The 22,252-nt window shown below is 67.4% G+C and carries 17 protein-coding genes; 5 read left to right on the top strand and 12 right to left on the bottom strand.

The window, feature by feature from the left end; translation table 11 throughout:
- Window positions 1–83: 83 nt before the first annotated feature.
- The 5 genes from K368_RS0111340 to K368_RS0111320 are packed head-to-tail and all read left to right on the top strand — an operon-like array spanning window position 84 to window position 6,360.
- A complete protein-coding gene (locus K368_RS0111340) occupies window positions 84–1,952 on the top strand; it encodes an extracellular solute-binding protein (RefSeq protein ID WP_027172513.1) in 1,869 nt (622 codons plus the stop codon).
- On the top strand, window positions 1,949–3,811 hold the full coding sequence (locus K368_RS0111335) for an extracellular solute-binding protein (RefSeq protein WP_027172512.1): 1,863 nt from the start codon (window positions 1,949–1,951) through the stop codon (window positions 3,809–3,811). The genes K368_RS0111340 and K368_RS0111335 overlap by 4 nt, the downstream gene beginning before the upstream one ends.
- A gap of 9 nt (window positions 3,812–3,820) precedes the next feature.
- Window positions 3,821–4,927 carry a microcin C ABC transporter permease YejB gene (locus K368_RS0111330; RefSeq protein ID WP_027172511.1) on the top strand — a complete coding sequence of 369 codons (1,107 nt, stop codon included), beginning with the start codon at window positions 3,821–3,823 and terminating at the stop codon, window positions 4,925–4,927.
- Entirely contained in the window at window positions 4,924–5,427 is a 504-nt protein-coding gene (locus K368_RS0111325) for an N-acetyltransferase (RefSeq protein WP_027172510.1), read from the top strand. The genes K368_RS0111330 and K368_RS0111325 overlap by 4 nt, the downstream gene beginning before the upstream one ends.
- A 36-nt stretch (window positions 5,428–5,463) precedes the next feature.
- Entirely contained in the window at window positions 5,464–6,360 is an 897-nt protein-coding gene (locus K368_RS0111320) for an alpha/beta hydrolase (protein WP_027172509.1), read from the top strand.
- A 168-nt stretch (window positions 6,361–6,528) separates the two neighbouring features.
- Here the strand turns inward: K368_RS0111320 and K368_RS0111315 are convergent, their stop codons facing one another.
- The 12 genes from K368_RS0111315 to K368_RS0111255 form a co-directional block, all read right to left on the bottom strand.
- Complete coding sequence (locus tag K368_RS0111315) at window positions 6,529–8,613, bottom strand: membrane protein (RefSeq protein ID WP_027172508.1); 2,085 nt, start codon at window positions 8,611–8,613, stop codon at window positions 6,529–6,531.
- 397 nt (window positions 8,614–9,010) lie between these two features.
- Window positions 9,011–11,836, bottom strand: a complete 2,826-nt coding sequence (locus tag K368_RS0111310; protein WP_027172507.1) for a DUF4159 domain-containing protein — start codon at window positions 11,834–11,836, stop codon at window positions 9,011–9,013.
- A 10-nt stretch (window positions 11,837–11,846) separates the two neighbouring features.
- The gene (locus K368_RS0111305) at window positions 11,847–12,761 is read right to left on the bottom strand and encodes a DUF58 domain-containing protein (RefSeq protein ID WP_027172506.1); all 915 of its coding nucleotides are present in this window, start codon (window positions 12,759–12,761) and stop codon (window positions 11,847–11,849) included.
- Window positions 12,762–12,765: 4 nt separating this feature from the next.
- Window positions 12,766–13,776, bottom strand: coding sequence for a MoxR family ATPase (locus K368_RS0111300; protein WP_027172505.1), 1,011 nt, complete (start codon window positions 13,774–13,776; stop codon window positions 12,766–12,768).
- A 179-nt stretch (window positions 13,777–13,955) separates the two neighbouring features.
- Complete coding sequence (gene thiL, locus K368_RS0111295; protein WP_027172504.1) at window positions 13,956–14,963, bottom strand: thiamine-phosphate kinase; 1,008 nt, start codon at window positions 14,961–14,963, stop codon at window positions 13,956–13,958.
- Window positions 14,960–15,439 (bottom strand): transcription antitermination factor NusB, encoded by a 480-nt coding sequence (gene nusB / locus K368_RS0111290; protein ID WP_027172503.1) that lies wholly within the window; start codon window positions 15,437–15,439, stop codon window positions 14,960–14,962. Before nusB ends, thiL begins: the two co-directional genes overlap by 4 nt.
- 7 nt (window positions 15,440–15,446) lie before the next feature.
- Window positions 15,447–15,956 carry a 6,7-dimethyl-8-ribityllumazine synthase gene (gene ribH, locus K368_RS0111285; protein ID WP_027172502.1) on the bottom strand — a complete coding sequence of 170 codons (510 nt, stop codon included), beginning with the start codon at window positions 15,954–15,956 and terminating at the stop codon, window positions 15,447–15,449.
- Window positions 15,957–16,165: 209 nt separating this feature from the next.
- On the bottom strand, window positions 16,166–16,801 hold the full coding sequence (locus tag K368_RS0111280) for a riboflavin synthase (RefSeq protein WP_027172501.1): 636 nt from the start codon (window positions 16,799–16,801) through the stop codon (window positions 16,166–16,168).
- Window positions 16,802–17,932, bottom strand: coding sequence for a bifunctional diaminohydroxyphosphoribosylaminopyrimidine deaminase/5-amino-6-(5-phosphoribosylamino)uracil reductase RibD (gene ribD / locus K368_RS0111275; RefSeq protein ID WP_036266217.1), 1,131 nt, complete (start codon window positions 17,930–17,932; stop codon window positions 16,802–16,804).
- Window positions 17,929–18,501: a transcriptional regulator NrdR gene (gene nrdR, locus K368_RS0111270; RefSeq protein WP_027172499.1), complete on the bottom strand. Its 573-nt coding sequence runs from the start codon at window positions 18,499–18,501 to the stop codon at window positions 17,929–17,931. The genes ribD and nrdR overlap by 4 nt, the downstream gene beginning before the upstream one ends.
- A gap of 109 nt (window positions 18,502–18,610) precedes the next feature.
- Complete coding sequence (glyA, locus tag K368_RS0111265) at window positions 18,611–19,915, bottom strand: serine hydroxymethyltransferase (RefSeq protein ID WP_027172498.1); 1,305 nt, start codon at window positions 19,913–19,915, stop codon at window positions 18,611–18,613.
- An 852-nt stretch (window positions 19,916–20,767) separates the two neighbouring features.
- Window positions 20,768–22,066 carry a L,D-transpeptidase family protein gene (locus K368_RS0111255; RefSeq protein WP_027172496.1) on the bottom strand — a complete coding sequence of 433 codons (1,299 nt, stop codon included), beginning with the start codon at window positions 22,064–22,066 and terminating at the stop codon, window positions 20,768–20,770.
- Window positions 22,067–22,252: the final 186 nt, after the last annotated feature.

The following is a 22,252-nucleotide window of genomic DNA, read 5'->3' as shown; positions in this document are numbered from 1 at the left end:
GCCTGCCCCGACGTCCTAGAAGGACATCCCGCCCGCGCCCTCGACGGCACGGGCTCCGGAATTCGGGAGACAGCCGCCTCGTGATGCGAACAGCCCTGATCGGACGCCTCCTCGCCGCCTCCCTCGCAGTCGTCGCCTTCGTCGGCGGTGCCGGGGCAGCCCCCGACGGCGCACAATGGGCCCACGCCCTCACGCTGATGGGCGAGCCGAAATACCCGGCCGGGTTCAAGCAGTTCGACTATGCCGACCCGAAGGCTCCCAAGGGCGGGCTCGTGCGCCTCGGCGCCCAGGGCGGCTTCGACAATTTCAACCTCGTCGTAGCCGGCCTGAAGGGCGATCTCGAAGGCGGGGTCGCGCAAATCTACGATACGCTGATGACGGAGTCGCTGGACGAGCCGTTCACCTCCTACGGGCTCCTCGCCGAGGGAGTCCGCATCGCCGACGACCTCTCTTCCGTCAGCTACCGCCTGCGCGAGAATGCCCGCTGGCACGACGGGAAGCCGATCACCCCCGAGGACGTGGTCTGGTCCTACGAGACGTTGAAGGCCAACAGCCCGTTCTACGCGGCCTATTACCAGACGGTGGCGAAGGGCGAAGTCACCGGCCCGCGCGAGGTCACCTTCACGTTCACCGAGAAGGGCAACCGCGAACTGCCGCAGGTGCTCGGTCAGCTCCGCGTGCTGCCCAAGCATTGGTGGACGGCCAAGGATGCGGAAGGGCGCCAGCGCGACGTCACCCAGACCACTCTCGAGATCCCCCTCGGCTCCGGCCCCTATCGCCTCGCCAAGTTCGAGGCCGGCCGCAGCGTCACCTACGAGCGTGTGCCCGATTACTGGGGCGCCGACCTGCCGGTGAATGTCGGCCGCAACAATTTCGGCACGATGCGCAACGAGTATTTTCGTGACGCCACCGTGCTGATCGAGGCGCTGAAGGGCGACCTGTTCGACTTTCGTGCCGAGAACGTCGCCCGCAACTGGGCCACGGCTTACGACGACTTCCCCGCCGTGAAGGAGGGCCGCCTGATCAAGGAGGAATTCCCCGACCGCGGCAACGGCACCATGCAGGCCTTCGTCTTCAACACCCGCAAGGCCAAGTTCGCCGACGAGCGGGTGCGCCGCGCCTTCAACCTCGCCATGAACTTCGAGGAGATGAACCGGGCGCTGTTCTTCGGTCTCTACAAGCGGATCGATTCCTATTATTTCGGCTCGGAACTCGCCTCCTCCGGCCTGCCGCAGGGCGCGGAACTGGCGATCCTCGACGGTGTGAAGGACAAGGTCCCGCCCTCCGTCTTCACGACGCCCTACACCAACCCGGTGAACGGTACGCCCGATGCCGTGCGCGCCAACCTGCGCGAGGCGGTGCGCCTCCTGAAGGAGGCCGGCTACGAGCTGCGCGATGGGCGCATGACGAACGTGAAGACCGGCGAGCCCCTCACGGTCGAGTTCCTGGAGTTCCAGAGCGTGTTCGAGCGGGTGGTCCTGCCGTTCTCGGCGCAGCTGAAGCTCATCGGCATTCAGACCTCACTCCGCGTCATCGATCAGGCTCAGTACCAGAACCGGCTGCGCGCCTTCGATTTCGACGTGACCACGAGTTCCTGGGGCCAGTCGCTCTCCCCCGGCAATGAGCAGCGCGAATATTGGGGCTCGGCGGCCGCCGACAAGCAGGGCTCGCGCAACCTGATCGGGATCAAGGACCCGGCGATCGACACGCTGATCGAGGCGGTGATCTTCGCCAAGGACCGGCCGGGCGTGCTCGCCGCCACCCACGCCCTCGACCGGGTGCTGCTGTCGCACAATTACGTCGTACCTCAATGGGCCTCGAACGTGTCGCGGACCCTGCGCTGGAACCGGTTCGGCCATCCGGCCACCCTCCCGCTCTACGGCTCGTCCGGCTTCCCGACCACGTGGTGGTACGACGAGGCGCTGGCCGCCAAGACCGGGGCGCCCCGGTGAGGGTCGCGCCGACCCGCCGGGACTTCGTCGTCGGGGCCGGCGCCCTCGGCATCGCCACAACCCTGTCGAAGCCGGCTCGCGCCGCCCTCGCCGGCCCGAGCCACGGCATGTCGAGTTTCGGCGAGCTGAAATACCCGGCGGACTTCCCGCACTTCGCCTATGTCGACCCGGCCGCCCCGCGTGGCGGGCGCTTCTCCGGGCAGCTGTCCTCGACCCTGGGCAACCAGGCCAACGACACGTTCAACACCCTCAACGTCTATGTCCTGCGCGGCGACGGCGCGGCCGGCATGAATTTCACCTTCGATTCGCTGATGGTGCGGGCGCTGGACGAGCCGGACGCGCTCTACGGCCTCGTCGCCCGCAGCGTCGAGGCGAGCGAGGACGGCCTGACCTACCGTTTCGCCCTGCGCCCGCAGGCGCGGTTCCACGACGGCTCGCGTCTCACCGCCGCCGATGTCGCCTTCTCGCTGACCCTGCTGAAGGAGAAGGGCCACCCCGAGATTTCCCAGGTGATCCGGGACATGGCGGACGCCGTGGCCGAGGGCGACGAGACCGTGGTGGTGCGCTTCGAGAAGGGTCGCAGCCGCGACCTGCCGCTCTTCGTCGCCACCCTCCCGATCTTTTCGAAGGCCTATCATGCCGGCCGGGACTTCGAGGCCTCCACCCTGGAGCCGCCGAGGGGGTCCGGCCCCTACAAGGTCGGGCGCCTGGAGGCCGGCCGCTTCATCGAACTGGAGCGGGTGGCCGATTACTGGGCCGCCGACCTGCCGGTAATGGTCGGCCACAACAATTTCGACCAGATCCGCTACGAGTATTTTCGCGATCGCCAGGTGGCGTTCGAGGCGTTCAAGAGCGGAATCTTCACCTTCCGCGAGGAGTTCACCGCTCGCGTCTGGGCCACCGGCTACGACTTCCCCGCCTTCCGAGAGGGACGGGTACGCAAGGAGGTGGTGCCGGATGCCCGCCCCTCCGGCACGCAGGGCTGGTGGATCAACACCCGCCGCGAAGCCTTCCGCGACCGCCGGGTCCGCGAGGCGATCGGCCTGTGCTTCGACTTTCCCTGGGCCAACAAGAACCTGATGTTCGGCGCCTATATCCGCACAGCCTCGTTCTTCGAGAATTCCGATCTCAAGGCCACCGGCAAGCCCTCGCCCGAGGAACTTGCCCTCCTCGACCCAATGCGCGCCGACCTGCCCGACGAGGTCTTCGGCGAGGCCTGGCAGCCGGATCGATCGGACGGGTCGGGCCAGGACCGGGCCTTGCTCAGCCGGGCCGTGGCGCTCCTGCGCGAGGCGGGCTGCACCCGCGACGGCGGCACCATCACGCTGCCGAACGGCAAACCCCTGGAGATCGAGTTCCTCGATGCCGACCCGGCCCTCGAGCCGCATACCCAGTCGTTCATCCGCAACCTCGGCCTGATCGGGATCAAGGCGGGCATCCGGCGGGTGGACACGTCGCAGTACCAGGCTCGGCTCAAGGATTTCGACTTCGACATCACCTCGCGCCGCTACGGTAGCGGGCCGACCCCCGGCCCCGAACTGCGGCAGGTCTACGGCTCGGCCAGTGCCGCGACGCCGGGGTCGGACAACCTAGCCGGCGTGTCGAGCCCGTCCGTGGACATCCTGATCGGCCGGGTGCTCGATGCCGCGTCGCGGGCCGATCTCACGGTCGCCGCTCGCGCCCTCGACCGGGTGCTGCGCTCCGGCCGCTACTGGATCCCGATGTGGTACAAGGCGGATCACCGCCTCGCCCTGTGGGACGTCTACGACCACCCATCGCCCGGCCCGGCCTACGATCTCGGTGCGCCGGCGATCTGGTGGCACGACGCCGACAAGGCCCGGCGCATCGGCAGGAATTGAGGACCACACGTGCTCGCCTACATCCTGCGCCGCATCGCCCTCATGGTCCCGACGATCTTCGGGATCATGCTCATCACCTTCGTGATCGTCCAGTTCGCCCCCGGCGGGCCGGTGGAGCGCGTGCTGGCGCAGCTGCAGGGACAGAACGAGGGCAGCCTGTCCCGCGTCACCGGCGGGGCCGGCGATCTCGGCGGCGGCGGGCGCTCGGCCGGCGGCGGCTCGGAGGCGAGTTCGCGCTATCGCGGCGCGCAGGGGCTCGACCCGGCCTTCATCAAGAAGCTCGAACAGCAATTCGGCTTCGACAAGCCGGCTCCCGAACGCTTCGCCAAGATGCTGTGGGACTACGCCACCTTCGATTTCGGCAAGAGCTATTTTCGCGATGTCTCGGTGCTGCAGCTGATCCGCGAGCGGCTGCCGGTCTCGATTTCCCTGGGCTTGTGGATGACGCTCCTGTCCTACGCGATCTCGATCCCGCTCGGCATCCGCAAGGCGGTGAAGGACGGCTCGCGCTTCGACCTGTGGACCTCCAGCATCGTCATCGTCGGCTACGCCATCCCGAGCTTCCTGTTCGGCATCGCCCTCATCATCCTGTTCGCCGGCGGCTCGTTCCTGCAGGTCTTCCCGATTCGCGGCCTCACCAGCGAGGGCTGGGAGAGCTTCACCCTCTGGGGCAAGATCGTCGATTACGCCTGGCACATGACGCTGCCCCTCACCGCCCTGGTGCTCGGCGCCTTCGCCACCTCGACGCTGCTGACGAAGAACTCGTTCCTCGACGAGATCCGCAAGCAATACGTGATGACGGCGCGGATGAAGGGCCTCACCGAGCGGCGCGTGCTCTACGGGCACGTGTTCCGCAACGCCATGCTGATCGTGGTGGCGGGCTTTCCGGGCGCCTTCATCTCGGCCTTCTTCGCGGGCTCCCTGCTCATCGAGACGATCTTCTCCCTCGACGGGCTCGGGCTCCTGTCCTTCACCTCCATCGTCGGGCGCGACTACCCGATCGTCTTCGCCACGCTCTACATCTTCTCGCTGATGGGGCTGGCGGTGAACCTGCTCTCGGACCTGATCTACACCTGGATCGACCCGCGCATCGATTTCTCCGCCCGGGCCACATGACCAGCCTGCCCCTCGTCATCCGGCCCGAGCTGCCGGGCGACGCCGACGCCATCGAGCGCCTCCATGCCCGCGCCTTCGGGCCGGGGCGCTTCGCCCGCACCGCCTATCGCCTGCGCGAGGGCACCGTGCCCCTGGCCGATCTCTGCTTCACCGCGCTCGTGGGTACCTACCTCGTCGGCTCGGTCCGAATTGGACCGGCGCAGGCGGGCGGGTCTCTCCTCGTGCTTGGGCCGCTCACGGTCGATCCGAGCTTCGAGAAGCGCGGCATCGGCGGATCGCTGATGCAGGCGAGCCTCGACGCCGCGCGCGCCGGCGGCCACGGGGTCGTGGTTCTGGTGGGCGACGCGCCCTATTACCACCGCTTCGGCTTCGCGCCCGTGCCGCCCGGCCGCCTCCTGCCGCCGGGACCGGTCGATCCCGCGCGCTTCCTCTGGCTCGAACTCCGCCCCGGCGCCCTCGACACCGTATCGGGGAACGTGAAAGCCGTTCGTCCGCGTTGACCCGACAGGTGCCGAGCGGCGGCGCGGGAGCGACAAATGACGGAAGCGAACCATTCCATCAGACACCGGACCATCGCGGTGAACGGCGTCACCCTGCATGTGGCGTCCGCCGGCCATGGCCCCCCCCTGGTCCTGCTCCATGGCTGGCCGGAATTCTGGCTCACCTGGGAGCCGGTGATGCGGCGCCTCGCCGACCGGTTCGAGCTGATCGTTCCCGATCTGAGAGGCTTCGGCGAGAGCGAGAAACCGGATGCCGGACCGTCGGACCGGGCCGGGGCGGAGGTCCACGCCGCGGATGTCGTCGGGTTGCTCGATGCCCTGGGAATCGCGCGCGCCGGGTTCGTCGGCCACGATGTGGGCGCCTATGTCGGGCAGGCGCTCGGGCGTCGCATCCCGGAGCGGCTGACCGGCCTGTTCTTCTTCGATTGCCCCTATCCCGGCATCGGGCCGCGCCTCGCGGCTCCTGAGATGCTGAGCGAGATCTGGTACCAGTCCTTCCACGTCAAGCCGTTCGCCGCCGCCACGGTCGGCGCGTCGTCCGAGTCCTGCCGATTGTATATCGGCCATTTTCTGCGCCACTGGGCCGGCGGGAATCCGGCTGCCTTCGATGACGTGTTGGAATCGTTCGTCGATAATTTCATGGCCCCCGGCAACCTGCAGGGCGGCTTCAACTGGTACGTCAGCGCGCATGAGGGGCGACTCGCCATGATCCGGGGCGAAGCGCCCACGCTGGCTGCGATCACCGTGCCGACTTGCATCCGCTGGGGCACACGCGACCCGCTCTTCCCCTATGCCTGGACCGACCGCCTCGGCGAAACCTTCTCCGATCTCGACCTCGCCCCGTTCGAGGGAGTCGGCCATTTCCCGCACCGCGAAGCGCCGGATGCGGCGGCGGCGGAGATCGCGCGGTTTTTTGGACGTTTGGTGGGGTGACCTTAAGGATCGACATTCTCCGTCGAGGCGCCCTGCCCTCCCCCCTTGGCGGGAGAAGGTGGCCCGCCAAGCGGGTCGGATCAGGGGCGCGCCATCATCGGAGAGGTCGACCCCTCTCCCGGTCGCTCCGCGACCACCCTCCCCCGCAGAGGGGGGAGGGTCGGAGATCTACGCCGCCCGTCCGCGCCGCCCCTCCACCAGCCACATCGCCAGCACCGCTCCGGCGAGCGCCACCAGCGCCCATAGGCCCAGCGCCAGGGGATAGACCTCGACGCCGCGGATGACGGCGCTGTCGCTTGGGCGGAAGCCGATCCAGTCGGCGCCTGCGAGCCGCCCGCTGCGCACGGCCTGGAGACGCGGCACCACGGTGGTCCCGCCCGCATCGGCAATGCGACGGATCGAGCCGCCCGTCCCCTCGGCCAACGCCTTCAGACGCTCGGTATCGCTGAACACGTCGGTGAGTTCGCGCGGGTTGGGCGGCCCGACGCTGACGAAGGCGATGAGCGAGCCGGAGCGCAGGGTGTGGAGCCCAAGTTCCGTGGCCTCGAACGTCGTGCTGAACAGGCCGGGCTCGCCGGCCGTGAGGGTGAGGGTCCGCTCCGGTCCGGTCGGCCCCTTCACGGTGACGGGGTCGGTGGTCTCGGCCATGGTCTGGCGCTCGACGCGGACCTCGCGTCCGTGCCCCGTGGTCTGCGCCCGCAGGGCCTCCTCTTCGAGGGCCGGCTCCTTCATCAGCCAATGGCCGAGGCGGCGCAGGAGATCGAGATAGGGGCCGCCCTCCTGATAGCCGCGCGCCCAGAGCCAGGCATGGTCGGACAGCAGCAGGGCGACCCGGCCCTTGTCCTCCCGCGAGAGAGCGAGGAGCGGCAGGGCGTTCGGCCCCTGGAGGATCGGCTGAATGCCCGGCTTGGTCTGAGCCGATACGATGCGCAGCCAATCGCCCCAGGCGGGGGGCGATGCCTCCGACCCCGGCAGGGCACGGGTGACGGGGTGGCGGGTGCCGGTGCCCGTCAGCGTCGCCTTGTAGGGCTGTTCGACCACGCGCCCGTTGGGTTCTCCCGGCAGGATCTGGGAGAGCCGCGTGCGGGCGAGGCTCGCCGAGGAGGCGAATTCCGGCCCCGCCGCGATGAGGAGCGCGCCGCCGTCGCGGACGTAGCGGACGATGTTGTCGAAATAGGCCGAGGGCAGCACGCTCTGGTTGGCGTAGCGGTCGAAGATGATGAGGTCGAAATCCTTGATCTTCTGGACGAACAGCTCGCGCGTCGGGAAGGCGATGAGCGAGAGTTCGGAGATCGGCGTGCCGTCCTGCTTCTCCGGAGGCCGCAGGATGGTGAAATGGACGAGATCGACGTTGGCGTCGGATTTCAGCAGGTTGCGCCAGGTGCGCTCGCCCTGGTGCGGCTCGCCGGAGACGAGGAGCACGCGCAGCTTCTCGCGGATACCCTCGATGGGCAGCACGGCGCGGTTGTTGATCGTGGTCAACTCGCCGGGCAACGGCTCGACCTCGATCTCCACGACGTTGGGGCCGCCATGCTCGATCTTGGTGGTGAGCGAGAACGGCTGGCCGGTGGGGAAGGTGCGGCGTCCGATCTCCTCGCCGTCCCGGCGCACGGTGACGGTGGCGTTGCCGGTGCCACCCCGCTCCATCACCTCGGCGCGGATGGTGAGATCGCGCCCGACGATGCCGAAGCGCGGGGCTTCGATCAGCTTGATCTGGCGGTCGCGCTCGTCGGGATGTCCGGTGACGAGGACGTGGAGCGGCGCCTTGATGCCCAGCGCCGCGACGGTGGCCGGAATGTCGTGGACGACGCCGTCCGTGAGCATCACCACGCCGGCCAGCCGATCCGGCGGAACGTCGGCGAGGCCCTGGGACAGGGCGGTGAACAGCTTGGTGCCGTCATCGCCGTCCTTGGCGTCGGGCACGTCGATGAAGCGCGGCTCGATGTTGGTGAGCGCCCCGAAGCGCCGCTGCAACTCGGCCCGCACCGTGTCGGTCATGGCCGGGCGGTCCCCGAGGCTTTGCGACCCCGACCGGTCGACGACGATGGCCGCGATGTCCTTCACCGGCTCGCGGTCCTCGCGCACCAGGGACGGGTTGGCGATGGCCAGCAGCACGAGCCCGAGGGCCAGCGCCCGCAGGATCGCCGTGCGCCCCCGCGCCACGAAGGCGAGAACGACGAAGACCGCCACCAGAACGCCCAAGCCCGCGATGACAGGCCACGGGATGAGCGGTGTGAAGCTGAGGCTCAGCATGGGCTAGTGGCCTCAAAAGTTATGATGGACTGGCGCGGCGTCGCCACTGGTGCCTTCTGAGTCCTCTGCGGGAGACCGGATCCACGCATCTGCCTTTGCAGGCAGAACGCGTCCCTCTCCCGCATGTGGGGAGAGGTTAGGAGTGGGGGTGGCGCCGCTTGCCTCTGAACTCTGAGGGTCACCCGATCACCCCCACCTCCAACTCCTCCCCACAAGGGGGAGGAGAGCCGCGCATCCCGAGAAATGCGTGAATGCCATAGCTCTGTGGGAGCGGGTCGGGAGAGGGGAGCGCGCTGTCCGGAGAGGTCGCCCCCTCTCCCGGTCGCTCCGCGACCACCCTCCCCCGCAGAGGGGGAAGGGACGAACCCGTTGAGCCAACAGCCAGTCTCAAAGACCATCACTGCCCCAACCGCTCCAGCAGGGCCGGGACGTGGACCTGATCCGCCTTGTAGTTGCCCGTGAGCGTATAGATCACGAGGTTGATGCCGCCGCGAAACGACATCTCGCGCTGGCGCTGGTCGCCGCCGACGATCGGGTAGAGCGCCTCGCCGCGCTTACCCACCGCCCAGGCGGCGGCGAGGTCGTTGCCGGTGATGACGATGGGGGAGACGCCGTCGCCGGCCCGGGCGGGGCGGCGTTCGGCCCCGTCGCCGGCCGGCGGCAGGGTCTCGACCCAGGTCTGGCCGGTGGCGTAGCGGCCGGGGAAATTGTCTACGAGGTAGAAGGCCTTGGTGAGGACGTGATCGGCCGGGACGGGTTCCAGTTCCGGCACTTCCAGGGTGGAGAGCATCTTGCGCAGATAAGCTCCCTCCGGGGTGGGTGGGCCGCCCGGTCGCGCGGTGAGCGCGTCGCGGGTATCGAACAGCACCGTCCCGCCGTTGCGCATGAACGCGTCGATCCGGCGGATGGCGGCCTCGCTCGGCTGCGGGCGGCTGGCGACGATGGGCCAGTAGATGATCGGGTAGAAGGCGAGCTCGTCCTTGCCCGGATCGATGCCAATGGGGTCGCCCGGCTCCAGGGCCGTCCGGCTGGCGAGCATCTGGGTCAGGCCGTTGAGCCCGGCGCGGCTGGCCGTATCCGTCGCCTCGTCGCCGGTGACGACATAAGCGAGGCGTGTGGCAAGGGCCGATTCGAACGCATTCGGCCGCGCGGTCTCCTGCGCGCGGACACCGCCCGACAGGCCGGCGACGCCGATTCCGGCGACCAGAAGCACTGCCGCCGCCCGTCCGGCGAAGCGTCCGAACAGCCCCCCGCGTGACCGGTTGAAGAGGCCGCCGAGCCAGAGGCCGGCGAGGGTGTCGAGGATCAGGAGCATCAGCGCCACGGTAAACAGCGTAGCGCGCAAGTCGAGGGTGTCTCCTCCGGTGAGCGAACCGGTGCGGGCGTCGGTGAAGGCCGACAGGTCGAGGGGTTTCAGGCGGTCGTCGGGCCTGAGCGCGTTCACGGCGACGCCACCATCGGCGGGGCCGTAGAACCCGGCCGGGTGTTCGAGGCTGGCGCGCTCGCCGTAATCGTCGGGCACCGCCGTGGCACCGGCGGGCGGGCTGCCGAGGGCCCCGAAACCGTCGAGGGTGAGGCGCGGCGCGAGGACGGCCGCGACAGGCCGGGTCGACCCCTCCCCTCCATTCGGCGAAGCACTGCCCGAGAGGGCGACGACCCGGCGCAGCATGTCGATGAAGAGGCCGGATAGCGGCAGGTTCGACCAGGTCGTGTCGGCGGTGACGTGGAACAGGACCACCTGTCCCTTGCCGCGCTTCTCGGCGGTGACGATGGGCGTCCCGTCCTGCAGCGAGGCCCAGGTCCGGCCCGGCAGGTCACCGTCCGGCTCCGCGAGGATCTGGCGTCGCACGCCGATATCCGCCGGCGGGACCAGTCCCGCAAACGGGCTCTCCGGCGCAAATGTGGCCAGGGTCTTGGGGCTGTCCCAGGACAGGGTGCCGCCGAGGGTCCTGCCTCCCCGGCGCAGGCGCACGGGGACCAGGGTGTCGTTGCCGGCAGCCAAGCGCGGCCCGGCGAAGCGCAGCAGCAGGCCGCCCTCGTCCACGAAACTCGCCACCCGGCGCATGGTCGGCTCGTCGAGGGCGCCCACATCGGCGAGCACCAGCACCGAAACCTGATTGTCGAGGAGCTGCCCGACGGATTCGGCCACCCCCTTGGCCCCGCGTGCCTCCTGGACGTCGGCGAAGGGGGTCAGCGCGCGGGACAGATAGTAGGTCGGAGCCAGGAGCGGCTGAGCCTGATCGTTGGTGCCGCCGAAGACGAGGCCGACACGGCGGCGCTTGCCGCGCTCATCCATCAGCGTCACCGCGCCGGCCGAGCGCTCGGCGGCGATTTCCAGGCGGCTGATCCCGTTCCGGAGCTCCACCGGAAGCTCGAACGTGACCTCGGTTTCGGTGGCCCCGTCGGGGAAGCGGAAATCGTGTTCGGCCAGGGGCAGACCCTTCTGGTCGAGGGCACGGACGAGGCCGGTATCGCGGCCGTTGGCCGAAGCGCGCAGGACATGGGCGGTGAGCTTGCCGCCGCTCTCGGCCGCGGCGAGCGCCAGAGCCGGGGGCCGTTCGGCGCGCAGGATGGTCAGGCGCGCTCCGGTCTTGTTCAACGCGTCGGACAGGCCCTTGCCGAACGCATCCGCATCGGCTCCCGCCACGCCATCGGTGATCCAGACCAGAGCGGCCGCCGGATGGCGCTCGAAGAAGGCTCCGATGGCGGTCAAATGGACGTCGCGTTGCGGTAGATGGGACCGTGGCGTGACGGCCCGGAGACGGTCCAAGGCGGCGGCGGGCGTCTTCGCCTCCACGGCGGCGGGGGCGTCGGCGAGCGCGATCACCGCCACCGGGCGACCGTCCCGGGAGGCGGCTTCGACCTCGTCGGTGGCGGCCCGCATCCGCTCGCGCCAGTCATGCGCGGCGGAAAAGCCGTTGTCGATCAGGACGATGAGCGGCGTCCGTCCCGAGGTCGCGCCGGTTCCCGACGGATTCCAGACCGGCCCAGACACCGCGAGGATCAGGCAGGCCGCCGCGATCATCCGGAGGATCAGCAGCCAGGGCGGGGTCCGCGCCGGCGTCTCACGCTTGGCCACGAGGTCGGCCATGATCCGCAGGGGCGGAAACTCGATCCGCTGCGGCCGCGGCGGCGTCACCCGCAGCAAATACCACAATGCCGGCAATGCGATAAGCGCGGCGAGCGCCAGCGGCGCGGCGAAGGTCAGGGGCAATCCAAACATGCGCTGCTCCTCACCCCGTCCCGCGCGCAGCGGCGACCAGCGTGAGAAGCCGCAGGGCCGCCTCGCTCGCCGGCCGGTCGGTGCGGTGGATCGTCATGGTCCAGCCCTGGGCGCGGGCGGTTTCGGCAAGACCATCTCGATGCGCGGCGATGCGCGTGCGATAGGCCGCCCCCCACGCAGCCGCGTCGCCGATATCGAGGCTCACCTTGGTCTCCGGGTCGTGCAGAACGGCCTGACCGGCGAAGGGAAAGCTCTCCTCCACGGGATCGACCACCATCACGAGATGACCTCGGGTACCGGAGCCCGCAAGCGAGCCCACCGCCTCCCTAACCTGTTCCAGCGGCGAGAGAAAATCGCTGACGAGGATCGTCTCGTCGAAGCGGCCCGGCGTGGCGCGCGGTGGCATGTCCTGCACGAGGCCGGCCTTGTCGGCCACCAGGGCGTTCGCCATGGTCTCGACGATCCGGCGGGAGGCGGTAGCGCGGGTGAGACCGAGGAGCCCCGCCCGCTCGCCCCCCTCGACCAGGGCATCGGCCACGGCGAGGCCGAGCACCAGGGCGCGTTCTACCTTCGGACCCTGCCCGAGGCTGGACGAAAACCCCATGGAGGCGGAACGGTCGATCCAGAACCAGATGTTGTGGGTCGCCTCCCATTCGCGCTCGCGCACGTAGAGCCGGTCGTCGCGGGCGGAACGGCGCCAATCCACCCGCGCCGCCGCTTCACCCGCCACGAAGGGCCGGAACTGCCAGAAGCTCTCCCCCTGCCCCGCCCGGCGTCGACCGTGCAGGCCGTGGGCGAGCGTCGAGGATACGCGACGCGATTCCAGGATCAGACGCGGCATCCGCTCGGCAAGGGAGAGCGCGCCTTCGGTCTCGTGTCGCCCAGGAGCGCGCTGGGCCGCGTCGAGAACCCGGGTCGCGATCATTCGGCTAAAGCTTCGCGGCCAGCTGGGCGATGAGACCCGGTACGGTCTCGCCATCTGCGCGCGCCGCAAAGCTCAGGGCCATCCGGTGCTTGAGCACGGGCTCGGCCAGCGCCTTCACGTCGGCCACCGAGGGCGCGACACGGCCTTCGATCAACGCGCGGGCGCGCACGGCCAGGGTCAGCGCCTGACTGGCGCGGGGGCCAGGCCCCCACAGCAGCTTGCCCTTCAGGGAGGGATCGCCCCCGTCCGGACGGGCGGAACGGACGAGGTCGAGTATCGCATCCACCACCGCATCGCCCACAGGCAGTCGCCGCACGAGGCGCTGCGCCGTGAGAAGCGCGTCCGTGGACATCACCGCCTGCGGGCTATGGTCGCCGACGCCCGTGGTCTCAATGAGGATCCGGCGTTCGGCGGCGCGGTCGGGATAGCCAACGTCGATCTCGAGCAGGAAACGGTCGAGCTGCGCCTCCGGGAGCGGATAGGTGCCCTCCTGCTCGATGGGGTTCTGCGTCGCCAGAACGTGGAACGGGCGCGGCAGGTCGTGGCGCTCGCCCGCCACCGAGACGAAATTTTCCTGCATCGCCTGCAGCAAAGCGGATTGGGTGCGCGGGCTGGCCCGGTTGATCTCGTCGGCCATCAGCAATTGCGTAAAGACCGGGCCGCGTACGAAACGGAACGAGCGGCGGCGATCCTGATCCTCGTCGAGAATCTCGGTGCCGAGGATGTCGGAGGGCATCAGGTCGGGAGTAAACTGTACGCGGCGGGCGTCGAGCCCGAGCACGGTCCCGAGCGTCTCGACCAGCTTGGTCTTGGCGAGGCCCGGCAGGCCGACGAGGAGGCCGTGGCCACCGGCCAGGATGGTGATGAGGGCGAGATCGACCACCTTCTCCTGGCCGAAGATGACCTTGTGGATCGCATCTCTCGCCTGTCCCACCTGACCGAGACACGCCTCCGCGGTGGCAACGATGCCGTCGTCGAGGGACGTGGCCGGGGCCGGAGTGGAGCCTGAAGTCATGCGTTCGATCCCGGTTCGCCGCCTCGCCCGGTAGATCGGATCGAAACAGCACGTGCCCGTAGCCTGACGGCCACTTTGAGACAGAGTGTGGCGTTCTTTTCCAGACGCTGGCAAGGTCGACGCGACGACGCAGGTGTTTTGCTGGTTTGTGATCGCTCTCGTCACCAGCGTCCGAGCGGTTAGAAATGGCTGAACGACCGGGCCGTAAAGGCATGTTCGCTGCCGTCCGGCCGACGGAAGATGGGCGCTCGATCGCCGGCCACGACCGTTCCTATCCGTGCGACCGGGATGCCGACGGCGAGGCTCTCGGCGGTGAAGGCATCGACATGGCTCGGCGCCACGGCGCAGAGGATCTCATAATCATCGCCGCCGGTGACGATGGTGCGGATCAGAACCCGTTCGAGAGCGAGCGCGGACCGTGCGGCATCGGAGAGCGGCACGTCGGAGAGGATGATCTCGGCGCTGCGGCCACCGCCGGCAAGCATCTTAGTCAGATCGCCGACCAGTCCATCTGAAACATCCATCGCAGCCCGTGCATGGCGGCGTAGGATTGGCGCGAGGGAAACGCGCGGCTTTGGATGGCGGTAGCGGTCGATGAGAAAGCCGCGCGACGCCGATCCGAGGTGTTTGCCCCATCCCAGCATGGGGCTGTTGAGGAGCGGCAAGCCGAGGGCCGCGTCGCCGATCGTACCACTGACGCAGAGGATATCGCCGATCTCGGCCGTCATCCGCCGGACCATACCGCCGTGCGGCACTTCGCCGAAGGCCGTCACGCCGATGAGGGCGGGACCGGCCGAACGGACGGTATCGCCTCCGAGGAGGGGACAGCCGAACGCCGTCGCCGCCTTACTGAGGCCCGTGGTGAATCCGGCGAGCCAAGCCTCCGTCCAATCGTCGGGCAAGGCGAGGGTCAGGAGGAACCCACGGGGCGTCGCCCCCTTCGCCGCGATGTCAGACAGGTTCACCCCAAGCGCCTTGCGGGCAATGGAGTCAGGGGGATCATCGGGCAGATAGTGGACTCCCTCAACGATCGCGTCGGCGGTTAGGACGAGATCGCAGCCGGGGCTCGGCGTCAGGGTGGCAGCGTCGTCCCGCAACCCATCGGCGCCATGCCCCGCCAGCGGCGCGAAGTAGCGCGCGATCAGCCCGTCCTCCGAAGGTCGGGCGGAGGGGGGATTGGTCTTCAAGCGCGCCCGGAGCCGGGGAGTCCGGCGAACTCCGACCCGCGAACCTCGCGGGCGACCTTGTCGAGGACAGCGTTGACCATGCCCGGTTCATCGCCAGCATAGAAGCTGTGGGCGACGTCCACATACTCAGAGATCGCGGCACGCGCCGGCACGTCCTTGCGGAACATGAGCTCATAGGCCCCGGCACGCAGGATGGCGCGCAAGACCGCCTCGATGCGCTTCAGCGGCCAGCCGCTGGACAGGGCCTTGTCCAGCTGCGGATCGATGGCGCGCTGTTCCTCGACCACGCCGCGCAGAAGATCGCGGAAGAAAGCGATCTCAGCGGGCGGCTGTTCGACGCCGTCGATGTCACGGCCGATCCAATAGGCCTCGAACTCGGCGAGCGCTTCAATGACGCCCTTGTCGGAAATTTCCATCTCGTAGAGCGCCTGCACCACGGTGAGGCGTGCGCCACTGCGCTCGATCGTCTTGGCCATGAGATTCTCAATCCTCTCCCACTGGAGCGGCGGCCGCGGCGCGTTTGAGCGACAGGACGGCTAGGGCAGCCTCTGCGGCGCCTGCTCCCTTGTTCAGGTCGGAGACGCGGGCGCGAGCGAGCGCCTGCTCCATGGTCTCCACCGTCAAGATGCCGTTGCCGAGGGGCAGACGCCCGGTCACGGACAGGTCCATCAGGGCCCGCGCGCTCTCGGTTGCCACGATGTCGTAATGGCCGGTCTCGCCACGAATGACGCAGCCCAGCGCAACGGCGGCGTCGTAGGGCTGACCCGCGCGCGCTGCCTCTTCCACCAGAATGGCAATGGCGGCGGGGATCTCGAGAGCACCCGGTACCGTCACGACGACGCGCTCGGCTTCCGCCTCGTCGAGCGCACCCTGAGCGCCGGCGAGGAGTTCATCTGAGATATCGTCGTAATAACGCGCTTCCACCACGAGGACGCGCGCGCCCTTCACGTTCGTAGGCGGTGCCGGGCGGGCGGCGGGTGAGGGCGAAACCATCGTGGGCCTTGTCTGTAGTAGCGGAGGGCGACATCGGCACGGATGTGACGAGTGAGCCTTGAGCGCGGATCGTCGGCGTCGCCACCCAGTATGACCGGATTGGCCCGGTTCGAAATCTTTTGACCGGTCGCTTCAGATAGGCGGGTCGGCGACCTATCGTTCGGTGGGCGAGCGATAGACCGAAGGGTGCCGTATCACAAGACAGCGCGTCAGGAGGCGCGGCTCTCGAACAGGCGGGCCGCGTAACGGGCGATCAGGTCGACCTCAATATTGAGCCGGTCACCGCTTCGGCGCTCGCCCCAGGTGGTCACTGCCAGAGTGTGGGGGATGAGCAGGACCGAGAAGAGGTCGCCATCGACGGAATTGACCGTGAGCGATGTGCCGTCGAGGCAAACCGACCCCTTCTCGGCGATGAAACGCGACACGGATGACGGCGCACGTAGGAGGAAACGGTCGCTCGGCGCCCATTGCGGATCGCCGGTCCCACCCGTCACGCTCTCGCGCACGACGATCTCGGCAACGCCGTCCACATGCCCGGTGACGAGATGGCCGCCGAGTTCATCGCCGATCTTCAGCGAGCGTTCCAGATTGAGCCGCGTGCCGATGGCCCAGGAGCCCACGGTGGTCCGCGCAAGGGTCTCAGCCGCGGCGTCGACGGAGAAGATGCAGCCCTCGGTCTCAGGCTCTATTGCTACGGCCGTCAGGCAGGGTCCGGAACAAGCGATGGATGCACCGAGTGCGATGGTCGCGGGGTCGTAGGAACACCGGATGCGAATGCGGTGCAGACGCTCATCCCCGTCGACACTGAGGACCGATCCCACATCGCTGACCAAGCCGGTGAACATCTAGACACTCCGTTCGTAGGTGACAGACTGGTCCGGTCCGAAAGCGCGGCTTTCGATGATACCGAAACCAGGCCCATGCAGGCGGGTCCTCAACGCCTCGCCGACGGCCGGGAGGCCTTTTCCGCCAATGGCACGAGGAGCGGTGACGAGGGTGCAGACGTCCACGAGATCGGCAGCCGCCAGGGAATCGGCCAGTTGGGGACCACCTTCGCAGCAGATCCGTGTCAGTCCGTGCTCGGCCAGACGCGCCAGCGCGGCGGACAGGTCGATCCGGCCATGTGAGCTGGCCGAGACCTGAACCGTCTCGACGCCGAAAGATGCCAGCATCCGCTTGGTATGGATCGGGGCCGACCGTGTCGTCACCACCAGAGTCGGGATGTCGCGGGCGCTGCGAACGAGGTGTGAGGCGGGCGACAGCCGCAGGGTCGAATCTAGGACGATGCGCAGCGGCGAGCGTTGCGACAGGCCGGGCAGTCGCACCGTCAGCGACGGGTCGTCCGCTCGTGCGGTTCCAATCCCCACGAGAATCGCATCGGCATGGGCGCGCCAGAGATGAACCGCGCCATCGGCAATAGGGCCGGTGATGCGCAGGCGCTCATCCGGCGCGCCGGCCGCGAAACCGTCGAGAGTGCGGGCGAGCTTGAGGTGCAGGCTAGGGCGCCCCTTCGTAACGCGGGTGACGTGGCCGCGATGATCCCTAGCGGCCTCGTCGCGGATCACATCCTGTGTCACGGCGATGCCGGTTTCAGCGAGGCGCGCATGGCCCCTGCCCGCCACTCGGGAATCCGGATCCTCCATCGCCGTGACGACGCGGGTGATCCCCGACGCGATGATGGCGTCCACGCAAGGAGGGGTGGCTCCATGATGCGAGCAGGGCTCAAGCGTGACGTAGAGTGTTGCTCCACGTGCGCCCTCGCCGGCCATGGCGAGAGCGAGAGGCTCGGCATGCGGGCGACCCCCTGGAGCCGTCACGCCCTGCCCGATGATGCGCTCCCTGCCCCTCTCTCCCGTGACCACCACCGCGCCAACCGACGGATTGGGCCAGGTCCGCCCGAGATTGCGTCTGCCGATCGCCAGGGCGAGGCGCATGAAGCGACGGTCTTGGGTGGTGTTCGTCTCAGTTACATTCATGACCGGACCCGCGTTGCACGCTTCAACGGAGGTTTGGCCGGTGGCCCAGCGCTAGGCAAAACGTCACCGAGGGAGGCTCCATCGCCTACCTCATCGTCCTGCCGAGGTGCGATGCCGGTGGACTCGCCAAGGGTGCCGAGCAGCGCTTTGAAATCGCTGGCTTCGCGAAAATTTTTGTAGACCGATGCGAAGCGGACATAGGCCACGTCGTCGAGGCCCTTGAGACCCTCCATAACCAGTTCGCCGATCGCCTCGCTGGCGATCTCGGCCTCGCCGCCGCTTTCCAGCTGCCGGGTGATGCCGCTGACTAGACGCTCGATCCTCTCGGGGTCGACCGGCCGTTTGCGCAGGGCGACGCCGATGGAACGCTGGAGCTTGTCGCGATCGAACGGCACGCGCTTTCCCGAGCGTTTGAGCACCGTGAGCTCCCGCAACTGAACCCGCTCGAACGTTGTGAAACGGCCACCGCAATCCGGGCAGACTCGACGGCGCCGGATCGCGGCAGAATCGTCGCTGGGGCGCGAATCCTTCACCTGGGTGTCGGGACCGCCGCAATAGGGACACCGCATCGGGCGGATACCTGCTTGATTGATGAAAAACGAGAACGGCCGCGGATATGGGGATCCGCGGCCGTCTCTATCATGTCGGTGACGGCGGGTGCACCCGCCGTCGAATGTCTCAGCCGTAGATCGGGAAACGGTGAGTCAAGGCGTGGACCTTGTCCTTGACCGCTGCCTCAATCGCCGGATCGCCGGCATCACCCTTAGCCACCAGACCATCGAGCACTTCGACGATGAAGCCGCCGATCTGCTTAAACTCGGCGACACCGAAGCCGCGAGAGGTGCCAGCCGGTGTGCCGAGGCGGATGCCCGAGGTGATGGTGGGCTTCTGCGGGTCGAACGGAACGCCGTTCTTGTTGCAGGTGATGTCGGCACGGCTCAGTGCCGCTTCCGCCGCCTTGCCGGTGAGGCTCTTCTTCTGCAGGTCGACGAGCATCAAGTGGTTGTCGGTCCCGCCCGAGGTGATGTCGTAGCCGCCTGTTATCAGGGTGTCGGCCAGTGCCTTCGCGTTCTCGATGACCTGCTTGGCGTAGATCTTGAACTCTGGCTTCAGAGCCTCGCCAAAGGCCACGGCTTTACCGGCAATGACGTGCATGAGCGGGCCACCTTGGAGGCCGGGGAAGATCGCCGAGTTGAACTTCTTGGCCAGGGCCTCGTCGTTCGTCAGGATCATGCCGCCGCGCGGACCGCGCAGGGTCTTGTGGGTCGTGGTGGTCGCGACGTGCGCGTGCGGGAACGGCGACGGGTGGACGCCAGCCGCGACGAGGCCAGCGAAATGAGCCATGTCGACGAAGAAGTAGGCGCCGACCGCGTCGGCGATCTCGCGGAACTTCGCGAAGTCCCAGTGACGGGGATAACCCGAGCCGCCAGCGATGATGACTTTGGGCTTGTGTTCTTGGGCCAAAGCCTCGACCTGCTCCATGTCGATGCGCTGGTCATCGCGGCGCACGGTGTAAGAAACAGGCTTGAACCACTTGCCCGAGACGTTCGGGGGGGCGCCGTGCGTGAGATGGCCGCCAGCGGCGAGATCGAGGCCGAGGAAGGTGTCGCCCGGCTGCATCAGGGCCATGAACACGCCCTGGTTCGCCTGGCTGCCCGAGTTCGGCTGCACGTTGGCGAAGCCGCAATCAAACAGGCGCTTGGCGCGCTCAATGGCGAGGTTTTCGGCGATATCAACGAACTGACAACCACCGTAATAGCGACGTCCAGGATAGCCTTCGGCATACTTGTTGGTGAGGACCGACCCTTGCGCTTCCAGCACCGCCCTGGAGACGATGTTCTCGGAGGCGATCAGCTCGATCTCGTGCTGCTGCCGGCCAAGCTCTTGGCTGACGGCCTTGGCCACTTCCGGATCGGCGTCGGCCAGGGAGGCATTGAAGAAGGAATTCGAGAAGTGCTTGTCGGCAGCGGTACCGGCGCTCATGGATGGCCTCAATTGTTGAACGGGCGAAAGCGTCCGTTATCTGCTGGCGTAAGCAGACGGACACTCGATATGCAATTTACTACACGGGCCGGCGAGAGAGGCCAAGCACAGCTAATTTGCAGCCTCGGCCAAAAAAATTTCGGTGCATTCCACACTTCTCATGACGAATGCCAGGGCGCTGAAGGCATTGCGAGGGCCGTGATGTCACGATCTCAGCTCACTCGCCAGCATGGCGGTCCTGCTCCCTTCGAGCCATTTGCTCTGAATGACATGTGCCATGCGGCATAAGGATGAGCGATCGTCAGGTCGTAGGACAGATTCCACCGCGCTTCGCACTCGTCGGTATCCGCGTAGAGTTGGAGTTGTTACGATGGGAGAGACCTTTCGAAAAGATCCCCGTGCGCATTCGGGCTGCAGCTTTGCGTCGCGGATCATGCGATCCAGAGCCTAAGCTAGAGCACAGAAGAGTCGCAGGGGCGTCCCTTACGGCCACCCAACCTGCACCTGGCATTCAGTCTAGAAAGCGATCCGCGTCGGCGGGGCGGGCCTATTGTAGGCGACATACTGCCAGAATAGTGCGAAGCCGCCTTTGGCGATGATATCGACGATGTTTGGCCGGTTGTCCGCGAATGATGAGACGGTGGGGGCCTCTCTGTAGCTGAAGCGACCCTGTTTGGACTGTATCCGCGCCGTCCTTTTGGCCGCTCGATCCACACTGTCGACCGCGTATGCAGTCGAATGGTTCGAACGCATTGCTATGTTCGGGAGATCGTCCGTTCCATCCGAAACGACTTGGGCGAGATCCGGTGCCGGATCCCGCCCATTTTCCTATCGCAACGTGGCGTCGAGAACTCAGTTTTCCTCGTCTCCTGGCTCGAAGCTTGGCACTTGCTCGGCGCTGGCCACGGGGGTCGGGGCCGAGAGGGTAGAAGGAACGTTCACGCCGTCGCGCTTGTAGATGTCGTCGCGGAACTGCACCGAGCCGTCCGGGGTCGCCCATGCGGTTATGTAAGTCCAGTAGACCGGTACGGGAGTGCTCAGGGTCGCGTCGACACGCTTGCCGCTCTCGATGGCCTGTTCGACTTGGTCGCGGCCCCAGCCGGGCGTGTCCTTAAGCAGCCAAGTAATGTACTCCCGCACGTTCTGCACGCGGACGCAGCCCGAGGAGATGAAGCGGAAATCGTCACCGTAAACGCCCTTGGAGTTCGTGTCGTGCATAAACACGCCGTGCGGGTTCGGGATGTTGATGCGCACGATGCCCATCGAGTTGAAGTCGGCGCCCGAATCCTGACGGTAGCGGTAGCGCGTGCCCTCGTCCGAATTCCAATTCACCGAGGCCGGCGGGATCTCGGTCTCGCCAGTGAAGATTCGGATCTTGTTCTCGGTGAGGTAGTTCGGGTCCTTCTGCATCTTGGGAATGAGGTCCTTCTTCACGATGGAAGCCGGGACCGTCCAGAAGGGGTTGAAATTGATCTGCGTCGCCTTGGTGTTCATGATCGGCGATTGGCGATCGATCTTTCCGACACCGGCAGCGTGCAGGGTGACGACCTGCCCGTTCTCCACCGTCTGGACCAGGGCGGCAGGAATGTTGGTGATGACGAAGCGGTTGCCAAGATTGCCCGAATATGAGCGCAGGCGGACGGCATTCACCTCGAGCTGCTTCAAGCGGATGTCGGCCGACACGTTCATGGCCTGCTGGGTAGCCGGGCTCATGGAGCCGGTCTGACTCAGGCCATGCCGGGCCTGGAAACGCTTCACACCGGCAGCCACGTAGGAATCGTACACGCTCGATCCGCCAGAAGCGGAGTCGAGATCGCCCGTCATTGCGAGGCGCTGGCGCAGAGCCGCCACTGCCGGCCCCTTGCCCCCAATGCGCAGGCGGTCGGCGCCCGAGACCGGTCTCCAACCGCCGCGCGCCACGATGTCCTTGTATCGCTCGACCATCTGCTCGGTGGCTGCGAGCGTCTGCGGCGACAGGATCGGCGTCGAGGAACGCTGCACCTGCATGGTCGAGGGTGCCGCGTAATCTTGCGCCCATTCCGCCTGTGCGAAACCGGCCTGCTCCCGCGCCGAGGCAGTTTGGGCGAAGGCGACGACGCCAGCAAGAAGTGCGAGGCTCAGTGAGCGGATGGGGTAAGCCTGTTTCAGCATCGGACGGAAACTCTGATCTGACCTGTGAAGCGGCACGAGGCCGTCGGGGCATGGCCGTGATTGAGAACGACCACCGAAAGTCCTGTGCCGCGAACGTGTCGGGGCACGGTTAAGAAGTCATGCGGTCCGGGCTAGAATGTGGCGCCGTCAGATTAAATCTCGGCTTGTTCTGTACTGCAGCGCACA

It is taken from the genome of Methylobacterium sp. 10, from assembly GCF_000519085.1.
In the GTDB taxonomy this organism is placed as follows: domain Bacteria; phylum Pseudomonadota; class Alphaproteobacteria; order Rhizobiales; family Beijerinckiaceae; genus Methylobacterium.
Note: the sequence above shows the minus strand (reverse complement) of the source record. Positions and strands in the feature narration are given on the sequence as shown.